General features: G+C 53.3%; 17 protein-coding genes. 11 read left to right on the forward strand and 6 right to left on the reverse strand.

Features of this window, described 5'->3' with window-relative positions; translation table 11 throughout:
• The first annotated feature begins 4 nt into the window (after positions 1 to 4).
• From HW115_RS00170 to rlmB, 9 genes are all read left to right on the forward strand, one after another.
• Positions 5 to 544, forward strand: a complete 540-nt coding sequence (locus tag HW115_RS00170; protein WP_178930558.1) for a hypothetical protein — start codon at positions 5 to 7, stop codon at positions 542 to 544.
• Between the two features lie 58 nt (positions 545 to 602).
• Positions 603 to 3,113, forward strand: coding sequence for a secretin GspD/PilQ domain-containing protein (locus tag HW115_RS00175; RefSeq protein ID WP_178930559.1), 2,511 nt, complete (start codon positions 603 to 605; stop codon positions 3,111 to 3,113).
• 43 nt (positions 3,114 to 3,156) lie between these two features.
• Positions 3,157 to 4,530 carry an alkaline phosphatase family protein gene (locus tag HW115_RS00180; protein WP_178930560.1) on the forward strand — a complete coding sequence of 458 codons (1,374 nt, stop codon included), beginning with the start codon at positions 3,157 to 3,159 and terminating at the stop codon, positions 4,528 to 4,530.
• 61 nt (positions 4,531 to 4,591) lie between these two features.
• Entirely contained in the window at positions 4,592 to 5,122 is a 531-nt protein-coding gene (locus tag HW115_RS00185) for an RNA polymerase sigma factor (RefSeq protein WP_178930561.1), read from the forward strand.
• Positions 5,109 to 5,609, forward strand: coding sequence for a hypothetical protein (locus HW115_RS00190; protein WP_178930562.1), 501 nt, complete (start codon positions 5,109 to 5,111; stop codon positions 5,607 to 5,609). Before HW115_RS00185 ends, HW115_RS00190 begins: the two co-directional genes overlap by 14 nt.
• 17 nt (positions 5,610 to 5,626) lie before the next feature.
• Positions 5,627 to 6,421 carry a PDZ domain-containing protein gene (locus HW115_RS00195; protein WP_178930563.1) on the forward strand — a complete coding sequence of 265 codons (795 nt, stop codon included), beginning with the start codon at positions 5,627 to 5,629 and terminating at the stop codon, positions 6,419 to 6,421.
• 119 nt (positions 6,422 to 6,540) lie between these two features.
• Positions 6,541 to 8,376 (forward strand): GreA/GreB family elongation factor, encoded by a 1,836-nt coding sequence (locus tag HW115_RS00200; RefSeq protein WP_178930564.1) that lies wholly within the window; start codon positions 6,541 to 6,543, stop codon positions 8,374 to 8,376.
• 92 nt (positions 8,377 to 8,468) lie between these two features.
• Positions 8,469 to 9,746 (forward strand): phosphopyruvate hydratase, encoded by a 1,278-nt coding sequence (gene eno / locus HW115_RS00205; protein ID WP_178930565.1) that lies wholly within the window; start codon positions 8,469 to 8,471, stop codon positions 9,744 to 9,746.
• Between the two features lie 178 nt (positions 9,747 to 9,924).
• Positions 9,925 to 10,494 (forward strand): 23S rRNA (guanosine(2251)-2'-O)-methyltransferase RlmB, encoded by a 570-nt coding sequence (gene rlmB / locus HW115_RS00210; RefSeq protein WP_178930566.1) that lies wholly within the window; start codon positions 9,925 to 9,927, stop codon positions 10,492 to 10,494.
• A 321-nt stretch (positions 10,495 to 10,815) separates the two neighbouring features.
• Here rlmB and HW115_RS00215 read toward each other — a convergent pair whose 3' ends face one another.
• From HW115_RS00215 to HW115_RS00240, 6 genes are all read right to left on the reverse strand, one after another.
• Positions 10,816 to 11,220, reverse strand: a complete 405-nt coding sequence (locus HW115_RS00215) for a DUF2752 domain-containing protein (RefSeq protein ID WP_178930567.1) — start codon at positions 11,218 to 11,220, stop codon at positions 10,816 to 10,818.
• Positions 11,221 to 11,274: 54 nt separating this feature from the next.
• A complete protein-coding gene (locus HW115_RS00220) occupies positions 11,275 to 11,802 on the reverse strand; it encodes a CD225/dispanin family protein (RefSeq protein ID WP_227021189.1) in 528 nt (175 codons plus the stop codon).
• A gap of 183 nt (positions 11,803 to 11,985) precedes the next feature.
• Positions 11,986 to 13,497, reverse strand: coding sequence for an OFA family MFS transporter (locus tag HW115_RS00225; protein ID WP_178930569.1), 1,512 nt, complete (start codon positions 13,495 to 13,497; stop codon positions 11,986 to 11,988).
• Positions 13,498 to 13,775: 278 nt separating this feature from the next.
• Positions 13,776 to 14,612: a pyruvate formate-lyase-activating protein gene (gene pflA / locus HW115_RS00230; protein WP_178930570.1), complete on the reverse strand. Its 837-nt coding sequence runs from the start codon at positions 14,610 to 14,612 to the stop codon at positions 13,776 to 13,778.
• Positions 14,599 to 16,890: a formate C-acetyltransferase gene (pflB, locus tag HW115_RS00235; protein ID WP_178930571.1), complete on the reverse strand. Its 2,292-nt coding sequence runs from the start codon at positions 16,888 to 16,890 to the stop codon at positions 14,599 to 14,601. Before pflB ends, pflA begins: the two co-directional genes overlap by 14 nt.
• A gap of 241 nt (positions 16,891 to 17,131) precedes the next feature.
• The gene (locus HW115_RS00240; protein WP_227021190.1) at positions 17,132 to 17,980 is read right to left on the reverse strand and encodes a hypothetical protein; all 849 of its coding nucleotides are present in this window, start codon (positions 17,978 to 17,980) and stop codon (positions 17,132 to 17,134) included.
• Between the two features lie 86 nt (positions 17,981 to 18,066).
• Between HW115_RS00240 and HW115_RS00245 the strand changes: the two genes are divergently transcribed.
• Positions 18,067 to 19,518, forward strand: a complete 1,452-nt coding sequence (locus HW115_RS00245) for an NfeD family protein (protein ID WP_178930572.1) — start codon at positions 18,067 to 18,069, stop codon at positions 19,516 to 19,518.
• A gap of 60 nt (positions 19,519 to 19,578) precedes the next feature.
• Positions 19,579 to 20,268 carry a response regulator transcription factor gene (locus HW115_RS00250; RefSeq protein WP_178930573.1) on the forward strand — a complete coding sequence of 230 codons (690 nt, stop codon included), beginning with the start codon at positions 19,579 to 19,581 and terminating at the stop codon, positions 20,266 to 20,268.
• Positions 20,269 to 20,319 lie beyond the last annotated feature (51 nt).

A 20,319-nucleotide genomic window follows, 5' to 3' on the forward strand; every position in this document is an offset into this window, starting at 1 on the left:
ACCGATGACTCGATTTTATTCCATGCTTGTTTGTTTGTTACTGAGTGCCGTGGCGCTTCAGGCGCGGCCGCCGGTCCAGCCCAAGTCGCATCAGTTCAACCGTCTGATTCAGTTTTCACCTTTTACGATCAAGCCTGCCAAGGAGGCGCCGGTTACGGTTTCTCCCCTCGAGCGTGAGTGGTCTCTGGGGAGTATTCGTCCGAGTGGGGATACTTATGCCGTCACATTGATTAATAAAAAGGATCGCAAGAACCGGGTGCGTTTCCTCCCCGGGTTTTCCTCTGGGGAGTATCGCTTGCTTGAAGTGCGCCAAGACGTCAAATCACCTAAAATGTCGAAAGTGTTAGTTCAGCGAGGCACTCAAAAAGGATGGGTTGTCTACGATGCCAAAGTGGTGGCAGTCAGGACCTCGTCTGCAGCCAAGAAACCAAGTCCCAAAAAACCGACTTCCAGCACAAGCCGACGGTCCTCACCCCCAATCCCCGGTAAAAGCTCGTCGGGAACCTCTGCTCCAAGAGTTCGTCACGTCCCTCGGACCCGATAATTGTTTCACCACAGCCTGATTTCATTTTCTTATTTTCCGTTATTTCCTGCAATATCTCATGAAAGCCATTGTTCCTGCTCTTTTTCTCATCGGTCTGACCGCCGGCTTGTCCGCCCAGGCTCCAGCACCGCCAAAAGCCAAACCCGCGCCTGTGGTTCCTCCCGCAGCGGCCGCACCGACTGCACTGGTAAAGCCGGCAGCCGTGGAGAAGGCGGATGCCACTCCTCAGCCCGAAGATGCGGCAAAGCCAGCCGTCGTCAAACCACCGGTCCGTGCCGCAGTTCCGGCTGACCCTCGGGCCAATCCTCCGGTTCCCAATGTGCCGCTGGCCCAACCTGGTTTACCCGCCGGGGTGAATCCTCAGGCTGCTGCGCCTCAAGCAGGTGCGCGCCCCGACCCCAATGCGATTGTATGTGCTACGGGGCAGGCGATTGATGGCAGCAACTGGGATGATCAGGATGTGGCGGACGAATACACAAAATACACCGGCAAGCGGGTGTTGCTGAGTTCGGCTACCCAGAACATGGAGATTCGATTTTTACAGCGGGGACCACTGACCAATGCCGAAGCCGCCTCCTTGCTTGAGGAGCAGCTAGGAATGGAGGGCTATGCTTTTGTTCCCAGTGGCGCCAACAAGGTGAAACTTCTGCCCAAGGCCCAGGGAAGCGCAGTGGGGGCTCCGGAATATGTCGAGGAAATGATCGATGACCCCAGCTTGATTCCTGATGGGGACGTGTATGTTTCTTACTTCATGCGATTGAATTTTATCAAGCCAGAGGAAGCGGTGAGAACCTTCACCCAGAGTATCCACGGTTTGGGGCCTGGGGCGAAGATTGCGCCGGTTTTGAATGCCTCGGCCATTATTATTACCGGTAAGGCATCATTTATCCGGAAACTGATCAACCAGAAGCAATACATTGATGTGGCTGCTGGTAATGTGGATACCACCTGGGTGCAGTTGCAATACGGGGATGCCGAAGAGGTAGCCGCTACCTTGAATGAAATCATGAACGCCCAGCAGCAGCGGAAAACCACCGCCGGGGTGACCAATACCGCAGCGCGCACGAACCGGCCTCCGGTTCCCAATGCGGCCAAAACATCCACCCCAGGCGCCTCGTCTGCTGGGGAAGATATTCCGGTTCAGATTGTTGCCAGTCCGCGCCTGAACAAGATTTTCATCATGGGTCGCCCAGTGGATATTGTATTTGTCGAGGGCTTGGTTCGTGAGTTTGATGCTCCGCCGAACCGGAATAATTTTATCAAACGCAAGCTGCGTTTCATGATTGCCAGCGATTTTCTTCAGGTGGCCTCAGATGCGTTGGCTGCGGTTGAACCTCAGGGGACCGGAAGTCAGGGCGGAGCGAGAAATTCCAACCGATCAACCAATCAAAACAGGAATACCAACTCGAACAACAACCGGAACACGGGAGGTAATAGCGGTAACCGCAGCGCCGGTGCCGAATCCGTTCAGGAGTTCAATGTGAGTGATGTGCCTGAATCCATGATCGTCGGCAAGACGCTGATTGTGGCCGATAACCTGGCCAACAGTATTCTGGTTCAGGGACCACCGGAAAGTTTACGGATCGTATCCGAACTGATCGACAAGCTGGACGGTCGACCCCAACAGGTGATGATTTCCACCGTCTTTGGTGATATGTCTCTCGGCAATATGCAGGAATTTGGTATCCAGTGGGGATCCGTTTCCAATGCCGAGGAGGGCGGTGATAACAGTAAAGCTCTGGGTGCCGGATCGATTAACACGAGCACGAACAACCCGCTGGCCGACTTGGTAGCGCTCAGCACCACGGCTGGATTAACCGCCGCAGGTTCCGGAGGACTCAATTTGTATGGTCAGCTCGATAACATCAGCGTGGTCCTGCGGGCCTTGGAAACCCATACCGATTTCAAGGTGCTTTCCAGACCGACGGTGACCACGGCAAATAACCGGAAGGCGGTTATTTCTTCGGGTCGGCGGATCGCGGTTCCAACCAATACCTTTACGAGCGGAGCGAACGTGGGAACCACCCAAAGCACCAATATTGAATACCGGGATGTCTTACTGCGTTTCGAAGTGGTCCCTTTGATCAACTCGGAAGAGGAAGTCACGTTGCGTATTTCCTTACTGAATGAAGATACCCAAGGGTCGCAGATTATCGATGACAATGAGATTCCCACCATTGTTACGGAGTCGATCACCACAACGATTACGGTTCCCAACAATAAGACGGTGGTGCTTGGTGGTCTGGTGACCGAGAAGCTGCGCAATGGCACATCCGGAGTTCCGGTGCTCAGCAGCATTCCCTTATTGGGACGCTTGTTCCGCAGTGATGTCAAGGAAGTCGATTTGCGAGAGTTGCTGATCTTTATGCAACCTCGGATTCTCAACACGGATGCTTCGAAGGCCGCTGCCCAGGCAGACATGGAGGGCCGCTACAAGGTGACCCAACCTCTCAAAGAGTTTGCGGATGGACCGGAAGTGCTTCCGTCCCGCGATAGCTCGAAAGGAGGGATGAGCGCCCCTGCGTCCCAGCAGCCTCGTTCGGGCTTCCGTTATCCAACCCGGCGGTAATCATTTCGGATTGCGGTGTCGAGCCACCGCAATCCATCGTAAGATGAATCGAGTTGCCGTTATCAATGTTGTCGGGCTGACCAAGGGGCTGATAGGAGAGCATACCCCGGCGATCTCGGCATTTGCAGGTCGTGGGGACATCTCGTCATTTCCTCCGGCGTTTCCGGCGGTGACCTGCACTGCCCAGTCGTCGTATGTAACGGGTCGATCCGTTGCATCCCATGGAATTGTGGGAAATGGTTGGTATGACCGCGAAGCTGCGGAAGTGAAGTTCTGGAAACAGAGCAACCACATCGTTCGGGGTGAGAAGTTGTGGGATGAATTGCGTCGTGAGTACCCTGGGTTTACCTGCGCCAAGATGTTCTGGTGGTATAACATGTATGCGTCCGTGGATTGGTCGGTGACCCCAAGGCCCATGTATCCGGCGGATGGTAGAAAGGTCTTTGATGTTCATACGCAACCGATGGGGATGCGGGAGGAGATCAAATCCGCGCTCGGGGAGTTTCCTTTTCCTTCGTTCTGGGGACCGGCGTCAGGCATTGCCTCATCACGCTGGATTGCGGAATCGGCAAAATGGGTGGAAAACAAGCACCAGCCGACGTTGAATCTGGTTTACTTGCCGCATCTCGACTATTGTTTACAGAAGGACGGTCCGAATAGCCCCGGGCTTGCCGGGGAGTTGCAAGCGATTGATGAGGTCGTGGGGGATTTGATTTCTTTTTTTCAGAGTCGAGACATTGAGGTGATGTTGCTTTCCGAGTATGGGATTTCCCCGGTGAACCGACCGGTTCACATCAACCGTGAGTTTCGCAAGCGGGGGTGGATTCAGGTTAAAGACGAGTTGGGGCGTGAGACTCTGGATGCCGGGGGGAGCAAGGCCTTTGCCGTGGCTGATCACCAGGTGGCTCACATTTATATCAATGATCCAAGCATTCGGGAGGAAGTGCTGGATTGCCTTAAGCAAATCGATGGAGTGGAGGAAGTCCGCATGCCGGAACAATGGTTTCCTGAAGGTTCTGGTCGTGAGCGGGCGGGGGATCTGATTGCGGTGGCTGACCACGACGCCTGGTTTACTTACTATTACTGGTTGGATGATGCCTTGGCTCCGGACTTCGCACGATGTGTGGATATTCACCGCAAGCCGGGCTATGACCCGGTCGAGCTTTTCCTCGATCCGGATATTCGATTGCCCAAGCTGAAAATTGCACGATTTCTGTTGCGGAAAAAACTCGGTTTCCGCACCTTGCTGGATGTTATTCCTTTGGATGCTGGATTGGTTCGTGGATCACATGGGCGGGACCGGGTGCCTCGGGATGAACAACCGGTGCTGATTTCCCAAGGGCACGCCAATGTAGAGCGGGCAGAAGAGGTTTATCAGCGGATCAAACAGGCGGTTGTGGGAGAAGCCGGCGTGTAGGAATCGTCATTTTTACAGACAAAGCCGATGGATTAGGGCATTTTAGGAATAGATGGTATCAATGTCACATCCTCAGGCAGAGGCATGGAAAGACTGGCTCAAGGAACATGGAGGGCGGCTTTACATGTATGCGCGGCAGCGTAGTTCTTGCCGTGAGGATGCTGAAGACATGGTTCAAGATGCCATGGTTCGCTTGTGGCATTACCAGGAAGAACGGGGAAACACCCCCCCGGATCTGCCACTTGCTTATTCAGTGTTGCGCTTTGTTGCCATGGATTATGGCAAGAAGTTGGGGCGTAAAAAACGCAAAGAGGAAGCGATCATTTTTTTACATGACCGTGATGATTATTGGTGTGACTCGAGTGCTGAAGATGATGAGGACGCTCATCTCTTACGTCAGGCTGTCGATAGCTTGGGCGAAAAGCTTCGCGAAGTCGTGACGCTCAAGGTCTGGGGAGGGCTTACCTTCAATGAAATTGCCGAAACCATGGCGATCTCACCTAACACTGCGGCATCGAGATATCGGTATGCGCTCGAACAACTCGAACGAAAATTAGAGCATTTGAATCAGCAAGGTCATGGAAGCGCCTAAAAATATCGAAGAGAAATTGAGCCGATTGATGCCTCCGGCATTGAGTGATGGAGCGCAGCAACGTCTCGAGGAGACTCTCGATGACTTGGCCTCATCGCATGGTGAGGATCCTGATGCGCGGCAAGTTACCCAGTCCCGAGCACCTATTCTGGGCAAGGTATGGAAGGTTGCAGCCTTGCTCACCTTGTTGGCGGTTCCCGCGGTGGTGATTCACCATCAGGATGAGATGTTCCAAGATGATGCTTCCCTAGCCTCGATTTCTGATGAAATCCAGGTGCCGGATATGGTCTTGTTGAAATCGGTCAAGTTGATTGACGGTCGCGAAAACGATGGGCTGATTGTTCCGGACGACGGCAGCTCACCGCATTACCGCTACCGCTACCGCGTGATTGATGAAGAACAGGTGCAGGACCCCGAGACAGGAACGGTGATCACGCTCCGGCAACCAAGTCAGGAGGTTGTGACAATCCCTGTAACTGAATTTTAAGTAGATTGATGCTAGTGATGAAATCGATACAGTCATGGACCTTTTTATTATCCCTCTGTGGTTTGCTGGGGGGCGTATGCGCCCAACAAGAAACGGCTTCCCGCCAGGTGGTTCCTCCTTTACCTCCTTTGCCTGATGCTTCAAAAGAACAGGCCGAGCAGGCTGTCAGTTTGGGGGTTCAAGTGATCAAGCCGGGCGTTGCTCTTTATGCCCAGCTTCCCAGCTTGCCCAAAGGTAGTGGCTTTTTGTTGAAGGCCGTTATCCCGGATGGGGCAGCTTCGGTTGCCGGCCTCAAACCCATGGACCTGATTTGGAAGCTCGATGGTCAGATTCTGATCAATGAATCCCAGATGCTGGTGCTTCTGGCGATGCATCGACCGGGTGACAAGGTCGAGCTGAGCTACTTCCGTTCTGGCGAAGCCAGGTCTTCCACGTTGACCTTGCAAGCTCGCTCGGATCAAGAGACGCCTCAGCCGGATTTGTTGGCCATGCCCGTGGCTCCTCCGATGTTGCCGATGCGCGTGATCAGTTATGAGGACCGCTCGGCATCGATCAGTGATAAAACTGGTACGGCAACGCTGACTTATCGAGAAGGGAAGCTGTGGTTGAGGGTGGAGTCCGATCAGGGGATCGAAACGTTTAATAATTACGTGGAATCCTCCAAACAAATGGCCGAAGTTCCTATGGTTTGGCGTAGTCGCTTGCCCGTTTTGCAGCGTTCATTGGAAGAGTCCATTCGGATGCGGCGCTTGCCCAGAGTGCGGCATGTTCCCAGGAGCCGGACCAAAGCGCGCGTCGCAGGAGGGGAATAGAGACCTTGAGCTGCCATTCTTGATCGTGTTTTACGCAAATAATGGCGTACTATTCGCTTGATTTGACGGATTAGGATAATAAGATTGCCATTCTGCTCTGATGTTCCCATGATGGCGGCATGCATGCCGATGTAGCGAAACTTGTTCAGGCGGGAAGAATCCCGGAAGCCGTAGGTAAAAGATTATCCGAGATCGCTCCTGGCGAGTTTTGTAGCCACAAGGCATGGGGGGCTGGTAAAGTTGAGAGCTGGGATCTGCAGGCCGGTAAAGTGGTAATCAATTTCGAGCGCCAGCCGAATCAGGAAATGGCATTGAAGTTTGCGATCCAAAAAACAGAACCCCTTGATTCCGAACATTTTAGTGCACATAAGCTGGAGAATCTCGACCAATTGCGTGAGCTGGTTGAAACCGACCCCGTGGAGCTCGTCAAACGAGTTTTGGAAAGTCATGGAGGGACGATGTCCCTTGACCAATTGGACCGCGAACTTAGCGGGAGTGTGGTGCCTGAAGCCACCTATAAAAAGTGGTGGGATAAGGCGAAAAAAGCCCTGCGCGAAAGCCATATTTTCTCCGTTCCTAGTAAGCGTACCGATCCGTTGGTTTTGCGTGCGGATTCCGCCAGTCCACAGGAGACGCTGGTGATGGAGTTTAGTGATTCCAGAGACCCCCGGGTGAAAATCAAAGCTCTGGAGAACATCCGTAAGAATTTTGCAGTATTTGAAGGCAAAGGCGAAATCCTTCAGCAGGTGATTGATGAAATCAACGCCTACTGCCTCAAGGGACGCAAGTTGCATCTGAGCACGGTGCTTGAATTTCTCGTGGCCAGGGACGACATCATCGATTGTTTCGATGACTTGAACCTTGCGGATAGCGATATCCGTTTGGCTGATGTGATCACCACCGAGCAGGACCGCCTGGTGGATAGCCTGAAGGGGCGCTCTGCAGCAACTCAGCGCAAGATTTTTGAAACCTTTGAAGATTCCTTCGGTGAAGGCTGGCAGGATGAAATTCTCAAGGTGTTTGATGAAGTCGGATCTCGGGGTGTCACTGAGATTGCCCGCTTGCTTCAAGAAACCGGAGCCGACGATGTATTTGCGGATCACCTTAAAAAGTCGATCGCCAACCGCTGCCTCGGCCCGGATGCCTTGATCTGGTTGTGTCGTGAACGTGAGAAATCAGCTGCAGAGGTCTTTACTTTTGAGACCGGCAACTCGATTCTCAATTTGCTGGATCGTGATCACGTTGCCGATGGTCCTAACCGAAGCGTTCGTTTGCGGACGATGCTGATGAGTGATAAAACGTTGATTGCTGATATCCTGGCAGATGCCGATGAGGCAGAAGCCCGTCAATTCGGTCGTAAACTCTATCAGAGTCAGGTGTTTACCGAGCTCGACCGTAAGTCTTTGATGGCTCGAGTGATTAAAGCCCGCCCGGAAACCCATGACTTGGTCACCGGCGAGTTTGAGCGGAAAGTGGAAGGCGTCATTTCTTCCCAGGAGAGCATCGACCGCCGCAAAGCTGATCTCGACAAATTGCTCAAGGAGCGGATTCCTCAGAATGTTGAGGAAATTAAAATTGCCCGTTCGTATGGTGACCTACGCGAGAATTTCGAATACAAGGCAGCCAAGCAAATGCAGGCTGTTCTGGCACGTCGTCGCTCGCAGTTGGAAAAAGAGCTCGCTCACGTGCAAGCCACTGATTTTTCGGGTGCGGATACAGCTTGTGTCAACATTGGCACGCTTGTCACATTGCATGATGATGCAGGCAAGGCCATTCAATACACGGTTCTCGGAGCATGGGATTCGATTCCTGAAGAGAATGTCGTTTCCTATCTTTCCGACATCGGGATTGCTCTCATGGGAGCAAAGCCAGGCGAAAGGGTGGAAGTTCGCGATATGGAAACCGAGAAAAACCGCTTCCTTACCGTGAAAACAATCGAAGCTTACAAAGCATAATTTTCACTAATAAAACAACTTCTAGCTGTGAGCGCTGATGATAATTGATCTAGGCGTGAAGAGCTGAACACCAACAACTGAACACTAATAAAATGTCAGACACTACCATTACCAACATTGTCGGCCGCGAAATTATCGATTCCCGCGGTAACCCCACCGTCGAAGTAGACATTCTGCTTGAGTGCGGAGCATTCGGCACCGCTGCTGTGCCATCCGGAGCATCCACAGGTGAGCACGAAGCCTGTGAACTTCGTGACGAAGATCCTGCCCGTTTCCTCGGTAAGGGTGTGCTCAAGGCCGTCAACAACGTCAACGAGAAGATTGCACCCGCTCTTCTCGGACTCGACGCTACCGACCAAGCATTCATCGACAAGACCATGATCGAGCTTGACGGAACACCTAATAAGAAAAACCTCGGAGCCAACGCAATCCTCGGTGTTTCTCTTGCCGTAGCCAAAGCTGCTGCTGAAGCCTGTGGCCTTCCACTTTACAAGTACATCGGAGGACCCAACTCCAAGACGCTTCCCGTTCCAATGATGAACATCATTAACGGTGGTTCTCACTCGGATGCTCCGATCGCATTCCAGGAATTCATGATCCGTCCTGTTGGCGCTCCTTCTTTCAGCGAAGCCATCCGCATGGGTGCTGAAGTGTTCCACAGCCTGAAGAAAGTGCTTCACGACCGTGGTCTGAGCACCGCTGTTGGTGATGAAGGTGGATTTGCACCTACATTCGATGGCACGGAAGACGCCCTCGACACGATTTGTTCCGCTGTTGAAAAAGCTGGTTACAAAGTGGGTGAGGACATCACCTTCGCACTCGACTGTGCTTCCTCCGAGTTCTTTGAAAATGGCGTATACGACTACACCAAGTTCGAAGGCGAAGGCGGAGCCAAGCGCAACTCCGATGAGCAGGCAGCTTACCTTGCCGAGCTTTGTGAGAAGTATCCGATCGACTCGATTGAGGACGGCTGCGACGAAAACGACTGGGACGGTTGGAAAGTGCTTACCGACAAGATCGGTGACAAGGTCCAGCTTGTTGGTGACGATTTGTTCGTGACGAACGTTGACTTCCTCAAGAAGGGAATCGACCTCGGCGTTGGTAACTCCATCCTGATCAAGGTGAACCAGATCGGAACCCTGACCGAAACCCTTGACGCCATCGAAATGGCTCACCGTGCCGGTTACACTTCCGTGACTTCTCACCGTTCCGGTGAAACCGAGGATCACACCATTGCTGATATCGCGGTTGCCACCAACTCCGGCCAGATCAAAACCGGTTCCATGAGCCGTTCTGACCGTATTTCCAAGTATAACCAACTTCTTCGTATCGAGCAGCAGCTTGGTGAAGAAGCCATTTACGGTTGCTAATTCGATTCATCCCGAGTCGAGAGGAAACCTGATATTTCCCTACAGCCTCCGCCCGTGACCGGGCGGAGGTTTTTTTGTGGGGTCGTCCGGCAGGGCAGGTAGGCTGATCATTCTTGGCTCGGGCTCCGGATGCTGCTTGGCCATTGACTATTGCGTGGCTTGAGACTAATGCAATGACATGCGACGTCGAGGAAGAGACGGGGAAGCCCGTGAAAACAAACATGCACGTGGTGGCCGCCCGAATAAATCACGCCCTGAGGAAGACCTCTATGATTTGATTGAGGGGAAGGATGCTCCGTTGTTGCTGATTCTCGACTGTGTCCAGGATCCTCACAACCTTGGCGCCATTCTCAGGACCGCTGATGGTGCAGGCGTAACGGCCGTGGTGGCACCCCGTGACAAATCCGCGGGGATTACCGATACCGTACGGCGGATTTCGGTTGGGGCTGCGGACCATGTTCCCTTTATTCAGGTGACCAACCTTTCGCGGACGATGACACGTCTCAAGGAATCGGGCGTCTGGTTGGTCGGGACCAGCGATGCGGGAACCCAGAGTTTGTATGAAACTTCACTGACGGGGCCGCTCGGGATTGTGATGGGGGCCGAAGGAACCGGAATGCGACGCTTGACCGAAGACCAATGTGATTTTCTGATTCAGATTCCGATGGCCGGAAAAGTCGAGTGCCTCAACGTCAGTGTGGCAACGGCTGTCTGCCTCTATGAAGCAGTTCGGCAACGCTTGGGCTAGCAGAGCTAGATTTGGTTGCGTTTCTTGAGGGGGGCAATTAGCCGGGATGTTACCCTTGTGCTTCGTTTTTCGTATCGGATGGATTGATACCACTCCGCAAAACAGACGAGACGATTGATCGTTGTTGAGGTATTGGGAAAAGCACTGCGTGATCCATGAGCGTTCCGGATGAATGACTCCTTTGGCTGTGTTTCTCCTTAGTCATGGTGCTCGCACCATTCCTTCGTCGCGCCTTACCAAAGAACTCATTCATCTCGGCTATCGTCCCGTCTGTTTGACTACTTGGTATGAGGGTTTATCATCCCTATCAGGTGGGATTTTTTAACCTGGCGCAAGCAGGTTGAACGGGTACCAGGGCAGGTTGCGCAGGAGAAAAAAGAGAAGGAATGCCACCACGATCGTTCTGGCTCCGTAGCGACCGAATGAGAGTTTCCATGTTGGCTGTTGGCCCCGAAGCCATGCCGGAAGTTCGATCAGGAGACCTACGATAGCGATCGGGAAGACGATTACTCCGAGCAGGTTGAAGCCGAGAGCTGTGAAGAGTTCTCCATGGAGCAGGGCGTGGGTGGCCCGAGTCATGCCGCAGCCCGGGCAGTGGAGCCCGGTCCAGCGGTTGAACAGACACGCGAAGGGAAAGGCCGAGGGGCCACGCTGATGGACGAGAATGGCAAGGGCTGCAGCTCCGGCAGCAAACATCAGGACGAGCACCAGTCTCCAGCGAACCACGGGTCGAGGTTCGCTCTGTATCGGGGGCGGCGTCATTCCCTTGCTAAAGGCGGGTTACATTCCGGCTAATCCTCCGGCTATACCAATGAAGAAATAGATGACGAAGACCGCCAAGGTGAGACCTACCGACCAGAGGCACCAGGTTTTGGCGTTGTCGGATGCTGCTTTGGCGGCATGCCAGTCACCGGCCGCTTTGAGTCCGTCCACTTTGGCTGCGTAGACGATAGCGACGATACCGGCGGGGAGACAGCAGAGCAGCGTGACCACAATGGATTGCCAGAGGTAATTGGGAATGTGGTGTTGAGGGGCTCCGGTGTTGAACTGAGGAGCCGCTTGTGGAGTTTGATAGGGTGACGGCTGTGCCGCAACAGCTTGTCCGGGGGCGCTTGCCGCGGTCGGTGTTGTTTGAGGGGCTGCGAGTGCTGCCAATTCCGGAACCTGGCTGATGGGGAGCCAGTTAGGCATGCCATCGTGCCACGCCATATCCGTGGTTCGGATTTGTTGATTTGCGATAAGGTTTTTCAATTCCTGTTCTGGGACAGGTCCGTGTTGGGCTCCGTTTTGAGAATAATACCAATCCATAATTTGTTGGGGAATGTTGATTGAGACTTTCGCGGTGAGATCTTGATTTGGCAAGGTTCAAATGATTTAGAAACTCGAAGTTGTCGATTTCAGAATAAAAAACTGCCGCTGTCAGAGGCCCTTGCGGGAGTCTCGGTGACAGCGGCAGCTTGTTGTGTGTGTGTAGGTGATTCAGGGAATCGATTAGACGCCGTGGGCGTGGGTGCGCTGCTCTTCCACTTCCAGACTGCTGTAGTGACGTCGCATGCGTTTGATCTCGAAGTGCATCAGCACGGAGACGATCAGAGCGATGATGAAGGCGGCTCCGAAAATGTAGAGGCTTTGTTGATAGCTTCCGGTTTTTTCGTAAACAAAGGCATTGATCATGGGGCCAACGATGCCAGCTGCGGACCAGGCGGTGAGGATGTAGCCGTGAATGGTTGGCATTTCCTTCAATCCGAATAGGTCGCTGATGTAGGCCGGGATACTGGCAAATCCACCACCGTAGCAGGTGAGGATGATGAAGGTGACGGCCATGAAGGCGATGGGCATCGAGGTCAGGTTCGCCAGCAGAGGGAAGGCGATGATCTGGATAGCGAAGAAGGCAATGTAGGTGTTGGCCCGGCCAATCACATCGGAGAAGGACGCCCAAATGATGCGACCCAGACCGTTGAAGAGGGAGATCCCCATTACCAGAAGGCTGGCCATTTGGATATCGAGTCGAACCATTTCATAGCCCATTTTCTTAGCTGTGGCGATCACGGCGATACCACAGGAAACGTTGATGAATAGCATGATCCAGAGGCCATAGAAACCTGGGGTGCGGATGGCTTGCATGGCGGTCATTTCGCCTGCCGGGTTGTTTGATTTTTTGCCATTTTGGGCACCCTTGCCCTTGGCAAATTTGTCCGCATAGTCCGCTGGAGGGGGGGTGATGTAGAGTGAACTTGGCAGCATCACACAGAGGTAGATAATTCCGAGGAAGGCAAAGGCGGTAGCGATCGACTTCTTATCGTAGATAACAGCCTTTTTGTAGTCCTTGCCTACTTTCTCGAGCGCTTTGTATTCTGCACTGTCGGTTTGTTGCTTGCGGAACATTTCCGCAGCCTTGTTGGTTTTTGCCGTAAACTCTTTGACGCTTGGTGCCCCAGCGATCATTTGCTCGGCTGCAACCGGGTCCTTCTCCTTGAGTTGAAGGTAGTCGTAGGCTTTTTCTGTTGCCGGTAGCACGATCTCACCCTGTTTGGGCACAAAGACATCGATCAGGTTGGCGCAGATCAGGCCGCCGAATCCGAAGCCCATGATGGCGAGACCTGTCGCGAGCCCGCGTCGGTCCGGGAACCATTTAACCAAGGTGGATACGGGCGCGATATATCCAAGGCCCAAGCCGATGCCGCTGACGACACCAAAAAACAGGTAGAACATGTACAGGTTTTCAAGCCAGCAGGCAGCTGCGGATCCCAGCAGGCCGATGCAGAAGAAGGCCGCGGATAGCAGTCCACCTTTGGATGGTCCTTTTTTCTCGATGAAACGGCCGAGGAAGGCAGCGGAGATACCGAGGAAGAAAATGGCGATACTGAACGCGAACGAGGTGTTTTTGGTGGTCCAGCCGAAGGTGTTTTCGAGTGGCATTTTCCAGGCACTGTAGGCGTAAATGGATCCAATCGAAACGTGGATTCCAACGGCGGAGGCGGCAATGAGCCAGCGGTTTTTCATAATGATGGATGGATTGGTTGTAAGGGGGTGAAATTGGTGCTCACGTGCAAGGTTCGCAGAAAGGGTTCGTGGGGGATGAGACCCTTCCTTGGAGCGACTTGTTTATGCCAGATCCTTTATCCATCGTCTAAGCCGTATGTGGCGAAGATGTCTCGGATCTTGCTCGCAGCTTCGGGCTGGTGATGGGTTTTTAAAAACCCAAGGAACAGGCCGCATACACAGAAGTGCAGAGTGCGCTCGATGGGGCCACAAATGGGGCCACAAATGAGGCCTGTGGCTTATCGGGCATCGAGCCCGCAAGATCTGAAGATGTCGCGGATTTTTTCCATCTTATCCGCGCTGGGTGGTTGGGTCTCGGTCAGTTCGTAATCCATTCCGAGTTCTTTCCATTTGAATTCGCCCATTTTGTGAAACGGGAGGCATTCGACCCGTTCGATGTTGCCTTTCCGTGCGGCAAATTTGGCTAGTCCCCGGACCGCTTCTTCGCCGTCGGTCAGGCCGGGGACCACGACATAGCGGAGCCAGACCGGCTTTTTGTTTTCGGCCAGCATGCGGGCCGTGAGCAGGGTGGGGGCGAGATCAAAGTTGGTGACTTTACGGTAAATTTCCGGTTGGTAGCTCTTGATGTCGAGCAGAACAAGATCGGTGGCATCCAGCAGACGTTTACTGAAGCGCATTGGCATGGATCCTGCGGTATCGAGGGTGGTATGCAGCCCCATTTCCTTTGCTCCTTCGAACAAGGTGGTGACAAAGGGAGCTTGGCTAAGAGGCTCGCCACCGGAGACGGTGAGACCTCCACCTGAGGGAATCAGGAAGTTTTTGTAGCGGGAGAGATCATCGAGAATCTGGGATGCCTCGGTGAATTTTCCTTGTTTCAGCTTCTGGGTGTCAGGGTTGTGACAGTACAGGCAGCGCATAGGGCACCCGGTCAGGAAGACCACGTAGCGTAGTCCGGGGCCATCCAAGGTGCCGGCGGTTTCAAAAGAATGAACGAAACCGGAGTCCGCAGTTTCCCTCTTTGTGTCGAGGGGAACCGCGTCGTCCAATTCTTCTCCATCAAACGGCAGCGTGTTTGCTTGGCCGCATGATGGTAAAGGGGTGCTATTGATGCTCATGGAATGTGCGGGTAATGACGTCGAGCTGCTGCTCACGAGTCAGCTTGACGAAGTTTACCGCATATCCGGAAACCCGCACAGTAAGTTGTGGGTATTTTTCAGGGTGCTCCATGGCATCCTGCAGGGTTTCGACGTCGAAGACGTTGACGTTGATGTGGTGACCACCCTCGGAGAAGTATCCTTGCAGCAGGCTGCTGAGGTTTTGCTTACGGGCATCCATGTCGCGACCGAGTGCCTTGGGCACAATCGAGAAGGTATAGGAAATGCCGTCCTGGGCGTGTTCGTATGGCAGTTTGGCAACCGAGCACATTGAAGCGATGGCTCCTTTGCTGTCGCGGCCGTGCATCGGGTTGGCTCCAGGGGCAAACGGCTCTCCAGAACGACGTCCGTCCGGGGTATTACCGGTTTTTTTACCGTAAACCACGTTGGAGGTGATGGTAAGCACTGACTGGGTAGGCATGGCGTCGCGGTAGGTTTTGAGTGCACGGATCTTGTCCATGAAGCTCTCCACCAGATCCGAAGCGATGGTGTCTACTGCCGGATCGTTGTTGCCGTAGCAGGGGAAGTCGCCTTCGATCTTGTAATCGACGGCCAGGCCTTCCTCGTTGCGGATGATGTTGACCTTGGCATTTTTTACCGCTGAGATGGCGTCGGCGGCGACGGAGATGCCAGCCACACCACAGGCCATGGTGCGAAGGATTTCCGGATCGTGCAGTGCCATTTCCACGCGTTCGTAGGCATACTTGTCATGCATGTAGTGGATCGCGTTCAGGGCGCTGACGTAGGTTTTGGCGAGCCAGTCGAGCAGGCCGTCGTAACGCTCCATCAATTCATCGTATTCAAGTACGTCTCCGGTGATCGGTGTGCTTACCGGTGCGATTTGTTTACCGGTCATTTCATCCTTACCTCCGTTGATGGCGTAAAGCATGGCTTTGGCCAGGTTGACACGAGCTCCGAAGAATTGCATTTGTTTACCGATGCGCATCGCAGAGACACAGCAGGCGATTCCATAGTCATCGCCCCAGTAGCCGCGCATCAGGTCATCACTTTCAAACTGGATCGAGGATGTTTCGATGGCCACTTTGGATGTGTAGAGTTTGAATGCGTCAGGCATTTTCTCGGACCAGAGCACTGTGAGGTTGGGCTCGGGTGCCGGACCGAGGTTATACAGTGTGTGGAGGAAGCGGTAGCTGTTCTTGGTGACCAGTGGACGGGCGTCCTCACCAACACCACCGATGGCTTCCGTTACCCAAGTTGGGTCCCCGGAGAACAGGGCGTTGTATTCGGGCGTCCGGATGAAGCGGACCATGCGCAGTTTGATCACGAGTTGGTCCATCAGTTCCTGAGCTTCTTCCTCAGTGATCAGACCGGCGTCGATGTCGCGTTGAATGTAAATATCAATGAAGGTGGAAACCCGGCCGAAGGACATGGCGGCTCCGTTTTGCTCCTTGATCGCTGAGAGGAATGCAATGTAGGTCCATTGCACCGCTTCTGTGGCGTTGACGGCGGGGCGTGAAATATCAAAGCCGTAAATTTTGCCGAGTTCCTCGAGTTCGCCAAGCGCACGGTACTGTTCGCAGAGTTCTTCGCGCAGGCGGATGTTCTCTTCGGTCAGTTCGTCGCTGTAGTCGTTTTTCCAAATGTTGAGTCGCTCTTCCTGGAGATACTTGGTGCCGTAGAGGGCAACCCGGCGGTAGTCACCGATGATGCGGCCGCGGCCGTAGGCATCGGGAAGTCCCGTAACGATACCGGCGCTACGGGCGGCGCGAATATCATCGGTGTAGGCGTCGAAGACTCCGTTGTTGTGGGTCTTACGGTACTTGGTGAAAACTTCGGCGGTCTGCTCATCCATTTCGTAGCCGTTCGCACTGAGTGCATTCTGAGCCATGCGAAGTCCGCCGTATGGCATGAGAGCGCGTTTGAGTGGGGCGTCGGTTTGGAGGCCAAAGACAACTTCGAGCTCCTTGTTGATGTATCCCGGACCGTGGGAAACGATTGAACTGACGGTCTTTTCGTCCGCGTCAAGAACCGCACCTTCGCAGGTGAGTTCTTTTTTCATCAGCTCTTTGACTTCGTCCCAGAGGGCTTCGGTGCGTTTGCTTGGTCCTGAGAGGAAGGATTCGTCGCCTTCGTAGGGGGTGTAGTTGCGCTGGATGAAATCGCGAACATCTGTGGTTTCGGTCCAGGCTCCGAGTTTGAAACCTTTCCAGGCGTCTTGGCTGGGCGCCTGTTTTGAACTATCGGTATCGGGGGTAGTTTCTGTAGCAACGTTACTCATAATGAATTAATGGTTAGTTCTTTGGTAGGAAAATGAAGAATAGGGAATCCTATTCACCCTGTAAAAATTAGGGGGCTTATCGCGCCATTTATATAGCAGAGGATACACGAATACGCGTCCCGAATTAGACAGATCACTGTGCATATTTTGCTAAAACCGGTCAATTCTTGCATAGTGGAAGCAAAATTCTTCATTTAGAGGCTTAAACAAACGTTTATCTCGGCCCCTTGTTTTTATTGGTTTAGAGCGGTCTGGCGTAGGTGTTGCAGCGGTTGTGCCACCCGGCCTTCCAGCGTGATTCACCACGTGCTTTGGGTGAGTTTTGGATGCGTCTGTCGAGGCACCGTTTGGCCGCTGCCGCGAACTCGGATGCGGCAGCTTGTCCGGCGGGGACATTGCGCATTTCCATCAGCACCCACATGAGGCCCCAGCCTTGGTTGTTGTATCGCTCTTTCGGGTTGGTGCCATCGCCTTTGAAATTGACGTAATCGATCAGGGCGTAGGTTCCGTGGCTGGTGCTCGCAACCTTGTGGTAATTGTTTTTGATCGTGGCTCGTTGAGCTGCGGGGGCCGCTGCCATCATTTTCGGAAGGGCACTTTCGCTGGTGGCTATGATGAAGTCGGTTTGCAGCGTGACGTTATTGGCGAGGTATTGCCGCAGGCTGCTCAGTTTCTGGCCATTGAAGTCGTTTAAGAATGCCTGACGATTTGGCCAGGGGCAGTGTTGTGCGTTTGTGACCCATGCGGGGATGTTTTGGCTGCCGCGTTGCCGGGCGTAGTTTACAAAGCGTGGAAACGATTCGGTCCAAGGGCCTTTGAACCCTTTGGGATACCAGATGAAATGTCCGATGCCCATCGAAGGAAATTCTTCGCCAACGTTCCAGTGGGTGAGTCCGCTGACTTTGCCCCCGGATTCGTTTTGCCAGATTTTCATGCCGATTTTGTTGCGTTCGGACTGGCTGAGTTGGCTGATGGTGCTGCTTGGGTTTCCTGGATTCACCTGGGGAGAGCCAGAGTCGGGGGAGCAGGAAACGAGGCAGGAGCATGCGAGTGAGGTAAGCGGTAAAATGAGGGAAATGGAACGCAACATGCGTGCTAATTTAGTGGCAGATCGCGTGGAGACCAAGCAGGAAGTTGTGAGTTGTTATTTACGGGTCGGCGGGTTAGGGTCTGTCCATGAAGTCAATCGTTGCTTTGTTGCTGAATTTTTGTGTCTTGCTTGGGGTTGCTTTGCCAGGAGTTGCTGCCGAGGAGCCGGAGCCCAACAAAAGGGTTTTTGGGAAGTCTGAGGAGGCGAGTTACGCTGGAAAAGTGGTGGTGATCAAAGTCGGGGAAAAAGATCTGGTGAACAAACATGCCTTTAAATTTTGGCAACGAACCATCGAAAGGGTCAATGATGAAGGGGCCAGGGCGGTGGTGTTTGACCTTCACACTCCGGGAGGGTTGGCGATGGACACCGCCGAACTGATCATGGTGGACATGCAAAAAATCAAGGTGCCTTCCTTTGCCTTTGTGAACCAAAAGGCGCTCAGCGCAGGGGCTTTGGTTTCTGCGGGAACCGATGCCATCTATATGCATCCGGTGTCTGCGATTGGTGCGGCCGCCTTGGTGAGTAGCCAGGGGGAAATCCCTGAAGTCATGAGATCGAAGTTGGAATCGGCATTTAATGCCTTTGTCCGGGCCGTTGCGAAAAGCAAAGGTCATAATCCGGATGTGATTCGAGCCATGATGATTGGTGATGACTATTTTGATTTTGGAAAGATTCAGGTTGAGCAGGGGGAGTTACTGACATTGACGGCTGATGAAGCGATGCTGGAATTTGAAGGTAAGCCATTGTTGGCGAAGGGGATTGTTTCCAGTGTCGAGGAATTGCTCGAAAAAGAGGGGCTCGAAGGAGTGGAAGTCGTGGAGGCTCAACCGGCCGGGATGGAGCGTTTTGCCTATCTGGTGGCGACTTTTTCCGGTCTGTTGATTTTGGTTGGCATGGGCGGTGCGTATCTGGAAATGAAGACGCCGGGCTTTGGTCTCGGAGGAGGGATCTCGTTGCTGGCGTTCGGGTTATTTTTCTTTGGTAATTATGCTGCAGGCAACATGGCGGGGTATGGCCTCATGGCCCTGTTTGTTCTGGGGGTGGTTTTGGTGGTCATTGAGTTGTTTGTGCTGCCAGGCATGTTGGTTCCCGGGATTCTTGGGGCGATCATGATTTTGTTCTCCTTGTTTGTTGCCATGATTGACGAGGTTGCCTTTGAGCAGACCAAAGGACGAGGATTTGAGATCGACGGTGTGTTTAAGCTTATCAATGAACCGGCGATGCATCTTGCTGTCGGATTATTTGGTTCGGCTGTGTTAGCATTATTATTGATGCGTTTTTTACCAAATATTCCTTTGTTTAACTCCTTGGTGATGTCGAAAGAACTTGAGACCGGGGCCGCGATCAGTGAACCGGGGGACGAACATCAACACGAGGGGATGAAGGGCAGAACCATGACGGATTTACGCCCAGCAGGGAAAGCTGAGATTCGAGGAGAAGTTCTCGATGTCACTGCAGCCAATGGCTTTATCGAAGAAGGGAGAGAGGTTCGGGTCGTTTCTGAAGACGGCTTACGCATTCTCGTCGAGGAGTTGTGATGGTTTTTTACACGGCATTTACAATCGTAGCGTATCGGAAATGATAGCCTGTGATCTGGAATGAAAGAGAACCCGGTGATATTGGTGGTTGAAGATGATGACGCGGTGCGTCAGGGCATCGTGGATGCGTTGACCTTTGCCGGGTATGAGGTGTTGTCGGCTGCTGATGGCCGGGAAGGCATGCAACTGGCCTTGCGAGCATCTTACCAGTTGATGCTCTTGGATTTGGTGATGCCTCATCACAGTGGGTTCGAAGTGCTTGAAGCCTTGCGCAAAGATCGTCCCGGTCAGCCGGTGATTATTTTATCCGCTCGAGGCGAGGAGTCTGACCGGGTGCGGGGCTTGACGATGGGCGCTGACGATTATGTCGTCAAACCTTTCAGTGTGCGGGAGTTGTTAGCCCGTGTGGATGCGGTGTTACGTCGAAGCAGTGAGCGGATTGTCGGTGACCAGTGTTATGTCTTTTCCGGTGGGGAGGCTGATTTTTCGAGACGTGAATTGCGCATGCAGGATGGAAGCCGCTTGAAAATATCTGAGCGTGAGTCCGACTTGTTAAAGTATCTGGTTGCGAACCGGGGGCGGGCGGTTTCGCGTGAGGAACTGTTACAGCAGGTTTGGAGGATCGACCCCAAGCATATCGAAACCAGAACCATTGATATGCATATTGCGCATTTGCGGGAAAAGCTTGGAGCTGATGGTCAGAAGGTTCTGCTGACAGTCAGAGGAAAAGGATATATGGTGGGAGAGTAGCGAAAGGACATTGGAAATGAATCGACCGTGGATCATATGGAGTTTATCAGC

This window comes from Oceaniferula marina, from assembly GCF_013391475.1.
Taxonomy (GTDB): domain Bacteria; phylum Verrucomicrobiota; class Verrucomicrobiia; order Verrucomicrobiales; family Akkermansiaceae; genus Oceaniferula; species Oceaniferula marina.